Source organism: Actinoplanes sp. 13, assembly GCF_056134165.1.
The window spans coordinates 224944-240833 of the sequence record NZ_JBVYOQ010000003.1; the positions used below are offsets into that span (position 1 = coordinate 224944).

The 15890-nt window shown below is 73.7% G+C and carries 19 protein-coding genes; 7 read left to right on the forward strand and 12 right to left on the reverse strand.

The annotated features are described in order from the left end of the window. Positions 1 to 97 precede the first annotated feature (97 nt). Both AC0NH5_RS08730 and AC0NH5_RS08735 read right to left on the reverse strand, forming a co-directional pair. Positions 98 to 526 carry a PPOX class F420-dependent oxidoreductase gene (locus tag AC0NH5_RS08730; RefSeq protein ID WP_474401726.1) on the reverse strand — a complete coding sequence of 143 codons (429 nt, stop codon included), beginning with the start codon at positions 524 to 526 and terminating at the stop codon, positions 98 to 100. Between the two features lie 57 nt (positions 527 to 583). Then, entirely contained in the window at positions 584 to 1786 is a 1203-nt protein-coding gene (locus AC0NH5_RS08735) for an MFS transporter (RefSeq protein ID WP_474401728.1), read from the reverse strand. Between the two features lie 169 nt (positions 1787 to 1955). Between AC0NH5_RS08735 and AC0NH5_RS08740 the strand changes: the two genes are divergently transcribed. Beyond that, complete coding sequence (locus AC0NH5_RS08740) at positions 1956 to 3476, forward strand: diguanylate cyclase domain-containing protein (protein WP_474401730.1); 1521 nt, start codon at positions 1956 to 1958, stop codon at positions 3474 to 3476. Here AC0NH5_RS08740 and AC0NH5_RS08745 read toward each other — a convergent pair. The 5 genes from AC0NH5_RS08745 to AC0NH5_RS08765 form a co-directional block, all read right to left on the reverse strand. Then, complete coding sequence (locus tag AC0NH5_RS08745; protein ID WP_474401732.1) at positions 3449 to 4132, reverse strand: Stf0 family sulfotransferase; 684 nt, start codon at positions 4130 to 4132, stop codon at positions 3449 to 3451. The genes AC0NH5_RS08740 and AC0NH5_RS08745 overlap by 28 nt on opposite strands. Before the next feature lie 402 nt (positions 4133 to 4534). Beyond that, the gene (locus AC0NH5_RS08750; RefSeq protein ID WP_474401734.1) at positions 4535 to 5185 is read right to left on the reverse strand and encodes a hypothetical protein; all 651 of its coding nucleotides are present in this window, start codon (positions 5183 to 5185) and stop codon (positions 4535 to 4537) included. A 116-nt stretch (positions 5186 to 5301) separates the two neighbouring features. Beyond that, positions 5302 to 5763 carry a tetratricopeptide repeat protein gene (locus AC0NH5_RS08755; RefSeq protein WP_474401736.1) on the reverse strand — a complete coding sequence of 154 codons (462 nt, stop codon included), beginning with the start codon at positions 5761 to 5763 and terminating at the stop codon, positions 5302 to 5304. After that, positions 5760 to 6464, reverse strand: a complete 705-nt coding sequence (locus AC0NH5_RS08760) for a glycosyltransferase family 2 protein (RefSeq protein WP_474401738.1) — start codon at positions 6462 to 6464, stop codon at positions 5760 to 5762. The genes AC0NH5_RS08755 and AC0NH5_RS08760 overlap by 4 nt, the downstream gene beginning before the upstream one ends. Positions 6465 to 6501: 37 nt before the next feature. Continuing rightward, complete coding sequence (locus tag AC0NH5_RS08765) at positions 6502 to 7146, reverse strand: YdcF family protein (protein ID WP_474401740.1); 645 nt, start codon at positions 7144 to 7146, stop codon at positions 6502 to 6504. 128 nt (positions 7147 to 7274) lie between these two features. On the opposite strand from AC0NH5_RS08765, the gene AC0NH5_RS08770 reads away from it, so the two are divergent. Together AC0NH5_RS08770 and AC0NH5_RS08775 are read left to right on the forward strand one after the other, a co-directional pair. Next, the gene (locus tag AC0NH5_RS08770) at positions 7275 to 7760 is read left to right on the forward strand and encodes a SigE family RNA polymerase sigma factor (protein WP_474401742.1); all 486 of its coding nucleotides are present in this window, start codon (positions 7275 to 7277) and stop codon (positions 7758 to 7760) included. Next, on the forward strand, positions 7757 to 8461 hold the full coding sequence (locus AC0NH5_RS08775; protein ID WP_474401743.1) for a hypothetical protein: 705 nt from the start codon (positions 7757 to 7759) through the stop codon (positions 8459 to 8461). Before AC0NH5_RS08770 ends, AC0NH5_RS08775 begins: the two co-directional genes overlap by 4 nt. A gap of 74 nt (positions 8462 to 8535) precedes the next feature. On the opposite strand, the gene AC0NH5_RS08780 is transcribed toward AC0NH5_RS08775, so the two are convergent. Next, a complete protein-coding gene (locus AC0NH5_RS08780; RefSeq protein WP_474402378.1) occupies positions 8536 to 9648 on the reverse strand; it encodes an epoxide hydrolase family protein in 1113 nt (370 codons plus the stop codon). An 11-nt stretch (positions 9649 to 9659) separates the two neighbouring features. Further along, positions 9660 to 10046 (reverse strand): cupin domain-containing protein, encoded by a 387-nt coding sequence (locus AC0NH5_RS08785; protein ID WP_474401745.1) that lies wholly within the window; start codon positions 10044 to 10046, stop codon positions 9660 to 9662. 79 nt (positions 10047 to 10125) lie between these two features. On the opposite strand from AC0NH5_RS08785, the gene AC0NH5_RS08790 reads away from it, so the two are divergent. Both AC0NH5_RS08790 and AC0NH5_RS08795 read left to right on the forward strand, forming a co-directional pair. Next, positions 10126 to 10464, forward strand: a complete 339-nt coding sequence (locus AC0NH5_RS08790; protein WP_474401747.1) for a hypothetical protein — start codon at positions 10126 to 10128, stop codon at positions 10462 to 10464. 95 nt (positions 10465 to 10559) lie between these two features. Further along, positions 10560 to 11045, forward strand: coding sequence for a hypothetical protein (locus AC0NH5_RS08795; protein ID WP_474401749.1), 486 nt, complete (start codon positions 10560 to 10562; stop codon positions 11043 to 11045). Between the two features lie 7 nt (positions 11046 to 11052). Here the strand turns inward: AC0NH5_RS08795 and AC0NH5_RS08800 are convergent, their stop codons facing one another. Then, the gene (locus tag AC0NH5_RS08800; protein WP_474401751.1) at positions 11053 to 11865 is read right to left on the reverse strand and encodes a helix-turn-helix domain-containing protein; all 813 of its coding nucleotides are present in this window, start codon (positions 11863 to 11865) and stop codon (positions 11053 to 11055) included. A gap of 69 nt (positions 11866 to 11934) precedes the next feature. On the opposite strand from AC0NH5_RS08800, the gene AC0NH5_RS08805 reads away from it, so the two are divergent. Next, positions 11935 to 12360, forward strand: a complete 426-nt coding sequence (locus tag AC0NH5_RS08805; RefSeq protein WP_474401752.1) for a DUF6157 family protein — start codon at positions 11935 to 11937, stop codon at positions 12358 to 12360. Between the two features lie 24 nt (positions 12361 to 12384). Here the strand turns inward: AC0NH5_RS08805 and AC0NH5_RS08810 are convergent, their stop codons facing one another. Beyond that, positions 12385 to 13479, reverse strand: coding sequence for a winged helix DNA-binding domain-containing protein (locus AC0NH5_RS08810; RefSeq protein WP_474401753.1), 1095 nt, complete (start codon positions 13477 to 13479; stop codon positions 12385 to 12387). Between the two features lie 135 nt (positions 13480 to 13614). Here AC0NH5_RS08810 and AC0NH5_RS08815 point away from each other — a divergent pair, with 135 nt between their 5' ends. Further along, the gene (locus AC0NH5_RS08815; RefSeq protein ID WP_474401755.1) at positions 13615 to 14859 is read left to right on the forward strand and encodes a zinc-dependent alcohol dehydrogenase; all 1245 of its coding nucleotides are present in this window, start codon (positions 13615 to 13617) and stop codon (positions 14857 to 14859) included. Positions 14860 to 15154: 295 nt separating this feature from the next. Here AC0NH5_RS08815 and AC0NH5_RS08820 read toward each other — a convergent pair whose 3' ends face one another. Beyond that, on the reverse strand, positions 15155 to 15886 hold the full coding sequence (locus AC0NH5_RS08820; protein ID WP_474401757.1) for a dienelactone hydrolase family protein: 732 nt from the start codon (positions 15884 to 15886) through the stop codon (positions 15155 to 15157). Positions 15887 to 15890 lie beyond the last annotated feature (4 nt).

Below are 15890 nucleotides of genomic sequence, written 5' to 3' on the forward strand. Positions count from 1 at the left end.
GCGCGACGAGCCGGCGTCGCAGTGAGATCGCGTGGTGCCTGCGGGACGACATTGGTGCGGTTGGGGACGGTGGTCCACGCGTACGACATCGGTGTCGTCAGTCAGCGACCCCGACGTAGCCGGACACGCGCTCCATGCGCAAGCGCACGAGAAGCTCGCCGGCGACCGCGTTGCGGGCGCCGAACTCGGCGGCGCGGTCCTCGCCCATGTAACGGGCGCCGATCCGGGCCGACCAGGCGCGCATGCCGTCGAGGTCGTCGCTGAGGGTGACGCTGCCGCGGACCATGACGTAGGCGTAGGGCGCCGCCTCCTCGTCGACGCACACCGCTGCTCTCGGGTCGCGGGCCAGGTTGCGGCCTTTCACCGAGGAGGCGCCGGTGTTGAAGACCAGGTCGTCGCCGTCGAGGACGAACCAGATGGGGACCACGTGGGGTGAGCCGTCGGCGCGGGTGGTGGCCAGTTTGCCGGTGCGGGTGCCGTGGCTGAGGAAAGCCCGCCACTCCGCTTCGCTCATCGCTTTCGCCATGACCACATTCTGCCGTGGGCGGCTGCCCCGGCACGGCCGTGCCGGGGCAGCCGACTTCTAGTGGGCGGGTGGGGTGCGGTCGACCAGGACGCGGGCGCAGACCACCGTCACCACCCCCGCGACGACCACCGTGAACAGGCCGATCCGCAGGCTGGTCAGGTCGGCGACGAAGCCGACCAGCGGCGGTGACAGCAGGAAGCCGACGCGCAGCAGCCAGCTGACCACCGTCAGGCCGACGCCCGCCGGCAGCCCGGGCAGCTCGTCGGCGGTGTGCATGGCGGCCGGGACCAGCGTCGCGGTGCCGAGGCCGGCCAGCGCGAACCCGAGCAGGGTGGTCCACAGCGAGGGGAACGCCAGGGCGACACCCATGCCGGCGGCGGCGAGGAGGCCGCCGGCGCGCACGACGGCGCGCTGGCCGAAGCGGTCCACCGCGCGGTCGCCGGTCAGCCGGCCGGCGGTCATCGCCACCTGGAGGGCGACGAAGGCCAGGCCGGCCGCGGCGGCGCCGGTGAGCAGCTCGTCGCGCAGGTAGATCGCACCCCAGGAGGCGCCGGCGTCCTCGACCAGGGCGCCGCAGGCCGCGAGGACGCCGAGCACAGCCAGCATCCGGACGGCAGGGCCCGCCCAGGACCGCTTCGGGGCTGCGCCGGTGGCCGGTGCGGGTTCGGTGGCGCCGTCGGGGCCGGGCAGCATGAAGCGGAAGGCGACCAGCGCGACCAGGCTGAACAGCACCCCGGAGATGCCGAGATGCAGCGGCAGCGCGAGGTCGAGGCCGGCCGCGGCGGAGCCCATCAGGCCGCCGAGGACCGCGCCGACGCTCCACAGGCCGTGGAACGAGTTGACGATCGAGCGGCCGTACCGGCGCTGGACGCGCAGGCCGTGTGCGTTCTGCGCCACGTCGATGACCGCGTCGAGGGCGCCGGCCGCGAACAGGACGACGGCCAGGCCGAAGCCGTTGGGCACGAACGCCGCACAGAACAGGGCGGCGGCGAGCAACACGATGCCGAACGAGGCGACGCGGGAGGAGCGGAACCGCTGGATCGCGGCGGCGGCGAGCAGGCCGGCCAGCAACGCGCCTGCGGGCATCGCGGCGATGGCTGCCCCGAGAGCCGTGTTGGACAGGCCGAGCTCGGCTTTGAGCTCGGGAAAGCGGGGTACGACGTTGGCGTAGAGCGCCCCGTTGGTGAGGAAGACCGCGGCGACGGCGGCTCGGGCGAGCCGTGCCTGGCGAGGCGGGGCGGTGCGGACAGCGGTGGACATGCGTACGATCGTACACACCATGTGTACGGGCGTACACATGGCCGGAATCCTCATGCGCGCCCCGCACGCGCCGATCACTTCCTTCGGTGGCTGCTGACGGAAGTCGGCAGCTGACGACGAAGCGAGAGCGTGGGTGATGGCTGTGCCTGGGCGGGACAATGTCGCGCCGGTGATCCGCCGTGACCCGCTGCTGAACGCGGCCGTGTGGTGGACCGTCATCGGCATGGGACTGCTGCTGGCCCTGCACGGGCACCCGAACGCCCAGGTGAAGACGTTCTGGCTCTTTCAGGTGCCGCTGGACGCGCTGCTCGCGTACTCCTCCTGGCAGGTCGCCCGGATCGCCACCGGCGCGATCCGCCGGTTCTGGCGCATGCTGACGATCGCCGGGACGCTGTTCGTGGTCGGCGACACCACCCAGGCGATCATCTCGATGTTCAGCGAGGGGCAGACGTCCACCGCCGGCGGCACGGTGCAGAGCGTCTGCTTCGGCGTCGGCCTGATGCTGATCGTCACGTTCATGCTGATCCACCCGCACCCGCACCGCACCAAACGCGAGCGGCTGGCGTTCTGGCTCGACTCGGCCACCGTGCTCGTCGGTGGCGCGGTGGTGGCCTGGTGCTTCACCAGCGACCCGGGCACCGTCTCCTCCGACAACCTGGTGCCCATCGTCGCCGCCGGCGCCGTGATCCTCACCGCCGCCTTCGCCTCGGTGAAGCTGATCCTCAGCGGCAACGCGCCGATGCACAAGGCCGCGGCCTTCCCGATGATCGCCTCGGCGATCGTGAACGGCATCGGCTTCTTCAGCGCCGGCAACGAGGCAACCACCGCACTGCCCGCGTACGTCTTCGCGCTCCGGCTGCTGCCGTCGATGCTGATCGCGGCCGGTCCCCGGACCCAGGAGATCATCGCCGGCTTCGACCAGTCCGCGTTCGGCTCCCGGCGGCGCAAGCGGTACAGCCTGCTGCCGTACGGGTCGATCGCGGTCGGCTTCGCCTCGATGATCGCGGTGCTGCGCGACGGCCTGGCCGGCGAGCCGATCCGGGTATGGGGCGTCCTGGTCGGCCTCGGCGTGATCGTGGCACTGGTCGCGGCCCGCCAGCTGGTCGCCTTCCACGACAACACCCGGCTCATCCAGGAGCTCGACGAGACCCTGGCCGAACTGCGCGAACACGAGACCCGGCTGCGGCACCAGGCGCACTACGACGGGCTGACCGAGCTGGCGAACCGCACGTACTTCCACGAGCAGCTCGCCGAGGCCCTCGCCCCGGACCGGACCGGCGCCGTGTCGCTGCTGCTCATCGACCTGGACGGGTTCAAGGCGGTGAACGACACGCTGGGCCACGCGGCCGGCGACGCCCTGCTGGCCGGCGTCGCCGACCACCTGCGGGCGTCGGTCCGCCCCGGCGACCTGGTCGCCCGGCTGGGCGGCGACGAGTTCGCGGTGCTGCTGCGCGACAGCGGGCCCGCGTCCGCCGAGCAGACCGCCCAGCGCATCCTGGAGACGATGAGGACACCGATCATGATCGGTGGGGACGAGGTGCGCGCCCACGCCAGCATCGGGGTGGCCGGCGCGGACGGCGGCGCGGACGCGGAGTCGCTGCTGCGCGCGGCGGACGTCGCGATGTACGCCGCCAAGCACCACGGGAAGAACTGCTGGCGCAGTTACGAGCCGGCGATGGAAGCCGCCTGATACCGCCTGATCCACTCCTGGGTGAGGTGGTCGGCCTGACGGCGGTGCCGCGGCTCCGGAACGGTCACGACGTCGACCCCGAGCCGCCCGGCGATCCGACGGACAGCACCTGACATGTCCGTCGTCAGCTCCTCGTAACTGATCGTGAGAAGCTCGATCCCCCGCCGGGCGAACCAGGCCCGCCAGCCGGCCTGGTGCTCCTCGATCGTGGCGATCAGCGCACGGATCCGCTCGGCGTCGAAGTGCGGCGCACGCCCGGTCACCTCGGCGCCGCTGATCTCACCGCTCCCGCCCTCGAACCACTTCCCCGTCTGCTCGGCGCGCGCCCAGGAGACCGCCTGCGCCACGACGTCCGCACGGAACAGGTGGACGAACAGGGCGCCCACCGAGATCTCGGCGATCTTCTCCTGGTCACCCCACATGACCTTCGCGCCGAACACACCGTTGGGTGTGCTGCCATGGGTGATCGCGGCGCGCAGGAAGTCGCTGCGGGTGCGGTTGGCGGGCAGTTGCCATCGCGCGGCCCAGAGCGGCTCGTCCGGGTCACGGAAATAGGACTGCGGGTGCCCGCACACCCCGGTGGATCCGAGCAGCCCGAGCAGCAGCGAGCTGCCGGTGCGCGGCGTGGCGCAGACGAAATACGAAGTCGGTCGCACCGGACCTGCATAGTCGATCCACGACCGCCGGCCAAGACCGGGCGACGGCCTTCAAAGCCCTTCCCCTTGTACGCACACACCGGCGCCGCCTCGACCGGCCACCCACCCGCCGCACCGCCGCCACCCTCACCACCGCTGCGGGCCGCCGCGACCGCCGCCCGCCGCCACCGCACGCCGCCACTGCCGCGTGCCGCCGCCACGGCCACCCGTCGCCACCACTGCCACTCGCGCGAGGCTCCGCGGGTCGGCTCGGCCGCCGCCCACGCATGATCCTTGGCCCGGGAAACGGTGTGGATGCCAGCCGGCTGGCGACCGTCCACGCAACGGCGCCTTGATCACGTGGATGAGCGCCAGCCTCCTGCGGGGCTCGGCCGGTCTTCGCATGACCCGGGGTCGGCAGGGTCAGTGGAGGTCGGCGCCCGCGCGGCGGATGCCGAAGTTGCGGCAGATCAGGTCGGTCACCGCCGTGGACATCGCCTGCGGGTCGCCGCCGGTGGCGCTCCACAGCAGGGCCGCAGCCGTTCCGTCCACCCGCACCGTCACCGCTGGCAGGCTGCGCGTCTCGGCCCACTGCGCGGGAGCGAAATGGGCGGGAGCGAACTGTGCGGGCGCGGGCTGCCCGGGGGCGAACTGTCCGGGCGTCGGCTGCCCGGACGCAAACTGTCCGGGCGCCGACGCGTGGCCGGTGGGGGCCGGTGCGACGGGTGGCGTGACCTTCTGGCAGGTCAGGCAGCCACCGGTGATGCCGGCCAGGACGTAGCCGGTCACCGCCCCGCGGTTCACCGGCTTCCACTGCCGGTCGCCGCACCCGGAGCAGGAGACCCCCGGCAGATATGCCGTCGCGGTGGCGTGCGCCGCCGCCGCCTCGCGCGCGTCCTCGCCGGTGAGCGCCAGCCACCGGGGCTGCGCGCCGCCCGGAGCGCACGCCCAGTAACGCTGGGCGCGTGCGAATCCGTCGGCTCCGGCGCCGGGGCGGCGCCGCAGCGCCAGGGTGAGCAGCACCCGCCCGTCCGGGCCGGTTGTCAGCGTGAAGCGGTCGGCCTGTTCGATCACGGCTGGATCATCGGCACGCCACCGGCCGGGTCGAGGGAAACAAGACACCGGGCAGATCGCGGAGATCAGCCACCGGCCGGGTGGAGCGGCCGAGCCACCGGCCGGGTCGAGGGAGATCAGCCGTCGGACAGTTGCCGTGTCAGGCGCTCCAGGCCGTCGCGGATCAGCCTGCCGTAGTCGTCGTCGCCGAGCGCGCCCATCCCCGCCTCGGCCTGCCGCAGGTGCGCGCGGGCCCGGTCGAGGTCGCCAAGCCTGCGGTAGCAGTCGCCCAGGTTCAGGTGCAGCGACGGATAGAGGCCGGCCACCGGCAGGGTGACCCCGGCCTGCGCCAGCCGGTCGTCGGCGAGCAGCCCGGCCGCCGCCAGCGCACGCTGGTCCCAGAGCAGCTCGTCGTGGACGTCGTCCTGCACGTCGGCCATCGCGTGGGCGAGCACGCAGACGTGCAGCGGGTCGCCCCGTTCCCCGCCGATGTCCGCCCAGATCCGCGTGAACAGGTCGCGGGCGTCGTCCCGCCGGCCCCGGTGGTGGTGCAGCGCCACCCCTTCGTTGACGCGGGCCATCGTCGGGTCGGTGTTCATCGGCGGACGGTGGCCGCCGGCGCGCTGACGGCGTGCCGCATCAGGGTGCTGAGCACCCGCGCGGAGTCCGCGATGCCGCGGAAGTGGGAGCCGGAGTTGCCGTCGAGATAGGTGGTCGCGATGGGGACCTCGGCCAGCCCGCAGCCGCTGCCCGCCACCACGACGAGCGCGTTCATCTCGTAGTCGAAGCGTTCGCCGGGTACCGCGCAGAGGCGTTCCAGCAGCGCGGCGGGATAGGCCCGCAGGCCGGTCTGGGTGTCCGACACGGTCCGGCCGGTGACCGCCTGGAACAGCCGCTGGACGACGTGGTTGCCGAGCCGGCTGCGCGGTGGCATCCGGTCGAACCGGCGTACGCCGAGCACCGTCAGCCCCCGGCCGGTGCGCTCGGCCACGGCGTGGATGTCGGCGACCGCGTGCTGGCCGTCGCTGTCCGCGGTGACCACGTCGAGGCCGGGGTGTGCGGTGATCGCGTGCCGGAAGCCGATCTTGAGCGCCGCGCCCTTGCCCCGGTTGTCCGGGTACCGCAGCACCGTGCAGCCGCGGTCCCGGGCGATCGCCATGACGGCGTCGGCGCCCGGCCCACTACCGTCGTCCACCACCACCACGGTCGCCGGGTCCCGGCCGTCGCGCAGCAGGTCGCCGATCAATGAGACGAAGTGTTCCCCGGGCCGGTGGACGGGCAGCAGGATGACCGCGCTCACATCATCTCCTTCGGTGTTGCTGATGTTGCGAGGGCTGTTACCCCGCCGCGCGGCGCCGGTACCCCCTTTGCTCCGCGTCGCGCAGGAAACCCACCATTCGGCGTTCTCTGCGCAGCAGGACTTCGGGCCGCCGGGCGCCGAGGAACCCGAGCCGAGCGGCGAACAGTGCCCTCCGGTCGTCGTGTTGCTCCCCGTCGCGGGCCGGGATGTCCAGCAGAGCGGGGCCGCGCAGTCCGAGCACCTTCCCGGCGAGGAAACGCACCCGCGGTAGGTGCCAGTCGTGGGTGACCAGGCCGAGTGGCCGCCGCGCGTCGAACGCGTACCCGCTCAGCAACCGGTCCTCGACGGTGTGCAGCAGGTTCTCCAGCGTGCTGCGGGACCGGGTCTCGGCGTACAGGTCGGCGTGGGTGTCGAGGCCGGCGAGCCGCGCGGCCCGCAGCATGAGATCGCCTTCCCGGGCCCCCTCGGGTGGCCGGTCGGCGCCGAGGCTGGCTTCGGCCCACCCACCCGTGAAGATCACTCGCGGCCGGTGCGGCCCGGCGGCCGCGGCGACGTAGCGCTGGGCGGCGCGCACCCGCTCCAGGCCCGGCGCCGTCAGCTCCCAGCCCGCGCCGGTCCACCGGACGCCGCGCCCGAACACCAGCAGCACCGCCGCCGTTCCACCATCCCGACTCGCCGTCACGACGAAGAAGCCTACGTCGCCACCGGGGAGACGCCTGGCGTGCGCCGACGATGCTGGAACTTCGCGGCGGCGGGACTCAACCTTCCGGTCCCCTGCCGCGTTCACCACGCGGGAGTGGGGAGGCCGAATTGAGTGAGGACGACTTCACGGCGTTCGCCGTGGCGAGCGGTCCCCGGCTGATGCGGTTCGGGGTGCTGCTGTGCGGCGACCCGGTGCAGGCCGAGGATCTGACGCAGGAGGCGTTGGCGCGCGTCTACGTGCGCTGGGGCCGGCTGCGTGCCGCCCACCCGGAGGCGTACGCGCGCCGCGTCATGGTCAACCTGCAGACCAGCTGGTGGCGGTCGCCGTGGTCGGCCCGCCGGGTCAGCGGCTCGCACGACCCCGAGGCGGCGGACGCCTACCGCGAGGTGCACGACCGGCAGGTGGTGCTGGCGGCGTTGCGGCAGCTGCCGGCCCGGATGCGCGCGGTGGTCGTGCTCCGCTACTGGATGAGTCTCACCGAGCAGGAGACCGCCGACGAGCTGGGCGTCTCGCTCGGCTCGGTGAAGAGCCAGGCGTCGCGCGGGCTCGCCCGTCTGCGGGACCTGCTGAGCACCGCGGAAGGGGTGCGATGAACGACGAGGAGATCACCGCCCTGCTGGACCGGGCGGCCGGCGACGGCGCCCTTCCCGACGGCTTCGCCGCGCGGGCCGAGAAGAGAGGACGCTCCCTGCGACGGCGCCGGCTTTCTGCCGCCGGCGCGGCCTTGGTACTGCTCATGCTTCTCCCGCTGTGGTACGCCCGGAGCACGGCCCCGCAGCCCGCCCCGGTGGTGGCGAACCCGATCGTGCGGGAGTTCACCGCGCAGCACGGCCGGGCGGCCGACGTGGTGCTGGCCACCTCGCACGGCGCCGCCGAGGTCGTGCTGCTGCGCGAGCAGGCCGGCGAGGTGGACCGCGGCCTAGGCATGGAGGTGGTGTCGGTCTGGTTCCGCTCCGGCGGCGGGCCGTTCCGGCAGGTCTCCAGTTACGTCGCGTACGGCGCGGGCTGTTACGACGACGACCCGGTCTGCCGGGAGCTGGGCCGCGGCACCGGCTTCTTCGCCGCGATCGTCACCGAGGCCGGTGAGGTGTTCGCGGTGGTGATGGCGCCGTCCGGTCGTACCCTCGCCGGTTTCGACTTCCGGGGTGAGCCGAGGCTCGCCGCGACCGGGACGATGACCCGGCTGCCGTTGCGGGATGCCCGGGCGGCCTGGGACCTGCGCCCGGTGGTGCGGCTGCCCGACGGCCGCGAATACCGGATCATGGTGCCGGTCGGCGGCGTGATGCAGGGCTGATCACCGCACCGCCCGCCGGTGCGGTGACACGGGCCGATCACCGCACCGCCCGCCGGCGCGGTGATCCCGGCCGATCAGCGCACCGTCCGGAAGAACTCGCGCAGGTCGTCGACGAGGAGGTCGGGCACCTCGAGGGCCGGGAAGTGGCCGCCGCGGTCGTGCTCGGCCCAGTACCGCAGGTCCGGGTAACGCCGCTGCACCCATCGCCGGGACGGCCGCGGCACCTCGGCCGGGAAGATCGACGCGCCGGCCGGGGTGGGCACCGGGGTGGCCTCGGTGCCGTCGATCCAGGCGGACACCTGGTCGATGCTCTCCGCGTAGAGGCGCGCCGCGGACGCCGCCGTCCCGGTCAGCCAGTACAGGGTGACCTGGTCGAGGATCCGGTCGTGGTTGAGGTCGACGTCACTCCAGGCCAGCATCTTCTCGGCGATCCACGCGCACAGCCCGGCCGGCGAGTCGACCAGGCCGTACCCCACGGTCTGCGGCGCCGTCCGGTGCACCTGCGAGTAGGCCGACGAGTCACGCCCCCGCCGCGCCATCTCGTCGAGCGCCGCCCGCTCCGCATCGGTGAGCTCGTCCGCACCCGCCGGATCCGGCCCGGCCAGCGGCGGAACCAGGTGGATCCCGGCCACGTGGTCCGGGTCGGCGACCGCCAGCTCACTGGAGACGCTGGTCCCCCAGTCACTGCCCGCCGCGCCGTACCGGTCGTGGCCGAGCGCAGCCATCAGCTCGGCCCACGCCGCCGCGATCCGGGTGACGCCCCAGCCCGGTGACGCCGGCTTGCCGCTGAAGCCGTAACCGGGCAGCGACGGGATCACCACGTCGAACGCGTCCGCCGGATCGGGCGGATCGGTGAGCGGCGCCACCAGTGGGAGCCACTCCAGCACCGAGCCCGGCCACCCGTGCGTCAGCACCAGCGGCAGCGCCCCGGGATGCCGCGACCGGGCGTGCAGCACATGCACGTCCAGCCCGTCGACGGTGACCAGGTATTGCGGGAACCGGTTGAGCCGCGCCTCCGCGGCCCGCCACTGGTAGCCCTCCGCCCAGTACCCGCAGAGGTCCTGCACCACCTCGAGGTCGATGCCCTGCCCGGGCGACGGCGACGGTTCCGGCCACCGGGTCCGCGCCAGCCGGCGCCGCAGGTCGGTGAGGTCTCCCCGCGGCACCCGCACCCGGAACGGCTTCATCACGTCACCCATCATCCCTCGACCGGGTCGCCCCACTCCGTCCCGCCGGTGGCGGTGACGGCCAGGTGGACGAAGACGCTGTCCGGGGCCGCCCCGTGCCAGTGCGGCACCCCCGGGGCCACGTGGACCCAGTCGCCCGCCGCCAGCTCGCGCGGCTCGTCCAGGCCTTCCCACTGCACCAGGCCCCGGCCGGAGACGACGACCAGGGCCTGCTCGCCGGAGTGCACGTGCCAGTGGGAACGGGCGCCCGGGGCGTACGCGAACCGGTGTCCCCGCATGCCGCCGGCCCGCTGCCGGGTGAGAATCTCCGCCTGCCAGACGCCCCCGTCGAATTTGCCGGCGTCCGCCGGCGGCGACGGGACCGAGCCCTCCGCGACGATCCTGAATTCTTCGCTCATGCCCTGATCATGCCGCCGCCGCGGTGGCCGGCAACACTGCCCGGGTTGCGCCGGCCCGGCCGGGGGAAGGTAGATGGTCATGGTTCTGGTGAGGAAGGGCACCCGGGTGATCACCGTGGACGGGCTGGCGTACCGCTGGCGGGTCCGCAAGCGCCCGGCGTACGCGCAGGCCGTGGCGCAGTCACCGCTGTCGTTCGCGGTGGAGCGGGCGGACCGGCGGGGCGCCGTGCTGATCGCCACGATGCCGAACGCGCACCCGAGCAACTGGCTGCACGCCGCCTCCGCGCCGGTGGTCCCGGCGATCGTCGCGGCGGTGATCCGGCAGGCCCAGCAGCGGGGCTGGCGGCCGGACCGTCCGGGGCCGGCCTTCTCGTTCGCGGTCGGCGACGACATCTGGTCGGAGACCGCGCGGTCGTAGGGGCCACGGACAGTGAGCGGCAGCTGCCGGGCCCAGATCACACCACACCCTGCCGGGCGGCAGGCGCGACGCGCACATGGGTAGCCTTCCGCCTCATGCGCAGATCCACCACCGCTGCCGTCTTCCTGTGCACCCTTCTCGGGCTGTTCGGCTGCGCCTCCAACGACATCGCCGCCGCACCCGGTGGCGCGCCGACCGCACCGGCCATCACCCCCGGCCTGGACGACGGCACCCGGACCACCTGCATCCTGGCCCGTGAGGCGACCCTCGGCGAGAACGGCCGGGACCTCGACGTGGCGACCGGCAAGGACATCGTCGCCGCCGGCAAGACCTCGCAGAGCAGCCTGATCACCAGCGCGGTCAACGTGCTGGAGTCGGCGGTCCTGCGCGCCGAGGCCGCCGCCGGCACCGCCGACGAGCCCGCGGTGACCGCCGAGGTCAGCCCGGCCATCCTCAAGGTGCAGACGATCTGCCAGGACACCGACTCGCTGAAGTCGAGCATCCAGTCCCCCGGCACCGGCGGTGGCGGCGAGCCGGGCGCCAAACCGGCGCAAACGGCCGCCGCCACCAGCCGGGCCTGAGCGACGGTCAGGCCCGGCGCAGCTCTCTCAGGTATTCGCCGGGTGTCGTGCCCACCGCGGACCGGAAGTCGTTGACCAGGTGCGACTGGTCGGTGTAGCCGAGGCGGGCGGCGATGTCCGCGGCGCCCGCCGCACCGTCGACGGCGAACTGCCGGGCGACCTCCTGCAGGCGCACCCACCGCCGGACCCACGCCGGCCCCTGCCCGATCGTCTCGCGCAGCGCCCGCTGCACCGTCCGGGCCGAGACGCCGGGTGGCAGCGGCTCGTCGCGCTGGATCGCGGCCACCACGTCGTTGGCGAGCAGCTGCCGTGGGGTCGGTGGCCGTTCGGCGGCCATCGCGCTGATCAGCTCGGTGGCCCGGGTGATCCGGGAGGCGACGTCGGGCGCGTCGGCGACCGCCCGCATCAGGGCGTACAGCCGGGCGTCCAGCGCGGGGACGACAGCCAGGGTCCGGTCCGCCACGGCCGCCGGGGTCAGGTCGCTGACCACGGCGAGCCCGGCCGGGCGCAGCCGGACGGCGAACACCGCTCCCCGGCCGGTGATCTCCCGCCGCCACGTCCGGCGGTGCACGCCGGTGACGATCAGTTCGGCGGGGACGTGGCCGGTCTCGACGGTCAGGGTCACCGCCGGGTCGGTGATCACCCGCTGCGAGATCCGTTCGGCGTACGGCAGATGCCACGTCACGGTCCAGAAGTGGTCCACCACCGCGCCGATGCCGGCATCGGCCTCGTGAAAGGTCGCTGCGTAGCGCGGCAGGTTGCCCGGATGCAGCACCCCGGACCGGTCGGCCGGGTCGATCGGCCGGGACGTCGTCGCCATGGCGCCAGGTTGACAGCCCGTGTCGCAGAACTCCAAGACCGCCGGGCCGCGCCGGGACAGGATGACGCCATGCACAGCACCGACTACGTCAACACGTTCATCCTGGTCGCGGAGGACAGCACCGCGCCGGGCGCGTCCGTCCCGCCGGCCCGCGCCACCCCGAGCGTCGCGGAGCTCACGTTCCGCATGATCAGCGAGGGGCCGTACCGGCACACGTCCGACGACGTGATCTTCACGGTGTGGGCGGACCGGCGCGGCATCGCGGAGCAGGACCGGGCGGCGGCGCGGCAGGAGTTCTTCGCGAAGGGCCAGCCCTGCCTGCGGTCGAGCGACCTCGCCAAGCGGTACGGCTGGGGCATCCACGCGGACGCCACCGGGCGGGTCGCGCTGGTCGCCGTGGGCACCGCCGAGTACGCGCAGCTGGCGGCCGGGCGCGCGACGGACGGAACGGCGGTCACCGTCACCCGTGCCATGCGCACCAGCCGTCGCGGCTGACCCGGCGCGCTCCAGCCGCCGGAGCTAGCTCGGCGGCGCGAGTACGACCTGGTGAGCGACGCCCGGCGCGTGAAACGTCAGCAGGGCTGCTCCCTCCTCCTCCACGTCGTGGCGTTCCGCCGCGGTCAGCTGCCGGAACGGCCGGACGGTGAGCACCGCGCCGCCCCGGGACTGCGTGAGCCGCCAGGTGGCCGCGACGAAGCCGTCCACCAGCACCGACCGGGGCTGTTCCATGTTCGCGCCGCCCCAGCCCTGCACCGTGTAGTCGACGGTCACCACCCGGCTGCGGTCGGCGTGTGAGAGCAGCAGGTTGTCGAAGTCGTAGAGGAACCGCACCGGCGCCGGGGTGCCCGGATCGGGCCGCGGCGCGTCGGGCAGGTCGAACAGTTCCCGGCCGGCCGGGTCCCGGAACGTCACCAGCCGGGGCCGCAGCCGGTCGGCGACCTCGGCCAGCCTGGTCAGCCCGGACCACTGCTGCGCGTCCTTCACGGTCGCCGGCCCGAACGCCGCCAGGTAGCGCAGGAACAGCTCGTCCACCGACGGCGCCGCGTCCATCGGCTCGGGGAACGGCACGTGCGCGGGCCGCCCGCTGCGCCCCCACACCCCGCGCGGCGGCACCTGGACCAGCGGCAGCCACGCCCGGGCGGCCTGCGCCAGCGCCGCCGGGTCGTGCCCGGGGAACGACGGCGCCAGCGCCCGGCCCAGCTCACTGAAGATCATCGGCTGCTCGGCGAGCGCCTCCCGCGCCGCCGCCACCAGGCGCTCCCGGTCCACGCCGGTCAGGTGCCGCCCGAACACGCCCATGGTGCTGCGCACGATCACCGGTTCGACGAGCGGCCGCATCCACCGGCAGTCCGCGACCGTGACCAGGTGGATCGTCGAACGCATCAACGCCATCCGGACGAGGGCGCCGTCGGTGAGCAGGCGTGCGGTCGCCTCGGGTTCATACCCGTCGAGGCGGCTCCACAGGCCCACGTACCAGGTGTGCGGGGTCTGCGCCTGCAGCCCGCCGAGCCGGCTCAGCGCCGCCGGCACGCTGAGCGAGGCCCGCCGCAGCAGCATCTGCCGGTCCAGGGTGGCGCGGTTGAGGGCGCGCTGGTCGAGCGTTCGCACGGTCACCCACCGAACGGTAGTACCGATAGCGGTCACTTCCCGGCCGCAAGGAGGGCGCCCGATCCCTTCCCGTCGGCATTGATCGATGGCACCATGCGAGCACGGCATGCCCCGTGCCGGCGCCGACGCTGTGGAGGGTCGATGCGTGCCGTCCTCGCCGACCTGTCGATCCCCCGTTACGTGCTGACCGCGGCCGCGCAGACCCTGCCGCGCGGTGTGGGCAGCCGGGCCGGCTGGGGTCCGGCCGGGCTGCTGTCGCTCCGCGGCGACCTGCCCGAGCCGGCGCTGCCCGACGCGCCCGGCTGGGTGCGGCTGCGGCCCGAACTGTCCGGCATCTGCGGCAGCGACACCGCCGTCGCGCACGCGAAGTCGTCACCGGTGCTGAGCGCGTTCTACTCGGCGCGGCGGCAGATCCTCGGCCACGAGATCGTCGCCGTGGTCGAGTCGGCGGGACCGGGCGTCACCGCGGTCCGCGAGGGGGACCGGGTGGCGCTGGACCCGGTTCTGTCCTGCGTGCACCGGGGTTTCGCGCTTTGCCGATCGTGTCGCGACGGTCACCCGTACGTCTGCGAACGCTTCGATCAACCAGGCACCACCGGATGCGCGTCGCCCACCCAGGGTTTCGACGCCGCCCTGGGCGGCGGCTGGGGTGAGGTGGTCGTCGCCCACCAGACGCAGCTGCACCCGGTCGGCGCCGTCCCGTCCCGCCGCGCGGTCCTCGCCGAACCCGCCTCGATCGCGCTGCACGCCGCGCTGCGCTGGCCCCGCCGCGGCGACCGCGCCGTGGTGATCGGCCCCGGCACGATCGGGCTGCTGCTCGTGGCCGCCCTGCGCCGTCTGCACCCCGACCTGGACATCACCGTCGTCGGCCCGGGCACGGCCGCGCTGGGCAAGGGCGCCACCCGCTGCTTCGGCCCGGGCCCACAGGTGGTCGCGGCCCTGGCCCGCGAACACGGCGGGCGGCTGCTGCGGCCCCGGCTGACCCGCGTGCCGCTGCTCTCCCCCGGCGTCGACGTGGTCTTCGACTGCGTCGGGCAGAGTTCCACCGTCGACCTGTCGCTGCACCTGCTGCGGCCGACCGGGATGCTGGTGCTGGTCGGCAGCGCGGGACGGCAGCGGGTGGACTGGTCGCTGGTGTGGAACCGCCAGCTCACCGTGCAGGGGACCGTCAACTCCGGTCCGGAGGAGTCCCTCGACGGCCGGCCGGCGATGGCGCAGATCGTGCAGTGGCTGGGCGATCCGGGCTTCCCGGTGGACGACCTGGTCACCCACACGTTCGACCTGGCGGACTGGCAGTCGGCCCTGGCCACCGCGTCAGCCGGGCCCCGCGCCGGAGCGGTGAAGGTGACTCTGCGCCCCAACCCTTCCGTCCCGCTCGTCGACTGAACAGCTCCAGTACCGATCCCCCAGCGCTCGGCCCGCTCCCGCGCCCATCGCCCTCCTTCTGCCGCGCCGACCCCCAGCGCTCGGCCCGCTCCGCGCTGACCCTCCAGCCGGCAACGCCCGGCTGACGCCGGCGCATGATCCTTTGGCCCGGGATCGTGCGTGAATGTAAGCCGGCGCCTCCACCGCCCGGCCGCGGCTCAGCCGGAGAGCGGCCGACCGGGCGGTTAGCGGCCGGGCAGCCTGGCGGTGGGCGGTGGGCGGTGGGCGGTGGGCGGTGGGCCCGGCGGACGGGAGGTCAGCGGCCGCTGAAGAACGAGACCGCCTCCGTCAACGCCAGATCAGTGAGCACCGGATCATGCCGCCCGCCCACGTCCCGCATGAACGCATGCTCCCCACCCTGATAAACGTGCAGCTCCACGTCCTCGAGCCCGGCCTCGTACAACGCCGACACCGTCCGCAGCCGCGCCGCAGCCGGCACATGCGGATCCTGCGACCCGAAGACGATCATCAGCCGTCCCTGGATGGCCCCGGCCTGCGCGAGCGACCCCGGATCGTCCGCGCCGAGCCCACCGTTGTGCAGCCCCGTCGGATAGAAGCACACCGTCGCCGCCACCCGTGGGTCCATCGCGGCCCGGAACGCCAGGTGCCCTCCGATGCAGAAGCCGGTCGCGTACAGTTCGGTCACGTCCGGCCGCGCCGACAGGTGGTCGAGCACCGCCGCCCGGTCGGTGTCGAAGTGCGCGGTCGTGGTCGCTGCCGCCCCTTCGAGGCCGGCCTGCTTGCCCGCGTCGTCGAACTCCAGCGCCACTCCCGCCAGCGACGTCCGCGGGTAGATCTCCGGAACGGCCACCACGAACCCGTACGACGCCAGCCGCCGCGCTGTCCGCAACGTGGACTCGGTCAGCTGGAAGATGTCGGTGTAGAGCAGCACCCCGGGCAGCGGCCCGTCCCCGGACGGGCGCACCACGATCGTCCGGATCGAGCAGTCGGGCGCCGGCACCCGTACCTCTTCCTCATGCAGCTTCATGCCG

Bases quoted from the DNA above. Each gene is read 5' to 3' on its own strand.
- AC0NH5_RS08800 (WP_474401751.1), bottom strand. From the start codon at position 11,865: ATGGCGACGACGTCCCGGCCGATCGACCCGGCCGACCGGTCCGGGGTG.
- AC0NH5_RS08730 (WP_474401726.1), bottom strand. From the start codon at position 526: ATGGCGAAAGCGATGAGCGAAGCGGAGTGGCGGGCTTTCCTCAGCCAC.
- AC0NH5_RS08755 (WP_474401736.1), bottom strand. From the start codon at position 5,763: ATGAACACCGACCCGACGATGGCCCGCGTCAACGAAGGGGTGGCGCTG.
- AC0NH5_RS08815 (WP_474401755.1), top strand. From the start codon at position 13,615: ATGCGTGCCGTCCTCGCCGACCTGTCGATCCCCCGTTACGTGCTGACC.
- AC0NH5_RS08820 (WP_474401757.1), bottom strand. From the start codon at position 15,886: ATGAAGCTGCATGAGGAAGAGGTACGGGTGCCGGCGCCCGACTGCTCG.
- AC0NH5_RS08805 (WP_474401752.1), top strand. From the start codon at position 11,935: ATGCACAGCACCGACTACGTCAACACGTTCATCCTGGTCGCGGAGGAC.
- AC0NH5_RS08785 (WP_474401745.1), bottom strand. From the start codon at position 10,046: ATGAGCGAAGAATTCAGGATCGTCGCGGAGGGCTCGGTCCCGTCGCCG.
- AC0NH5_RS08795 (WP_474401749.1), top strand. From the start codon at position 10,560: ATGCGCAGATCCACCACCGCTGCCGTCTTCCTGTGCACCCTTCTCGGG.
- AC0NH5_RS08790 (WP_474401747.1), top strand. From the start codon at position 10,126: ATGGTTCTGGTGAGGAAGGGCACCCGGGTGATCACCGTGGACGGGCTG.
- AC0NH5_RS08735 (WP_474401728.1), bottom strand. From the start codon at position 1,786: ATGTCCACCGCTGTCCGCACCGCCCCGCCTCGCCAGGCACGGCTCGCC.
- AC0NH5_RS08775 (WP_474401743.1), top strand. From the start codon at position 7,757: ATGAACGACGAGGAGATCACCGCCCTGCTGGACCGGGCGGCCGGCGAC.
- AC0NH5_RS08780 (WP_474402378.1), bottom strand. From the start codon at position 9,648: ATGAAGCCGTTCCGGGTGCGGGTGCCGCGGGGAGACCTCACCGACCTG.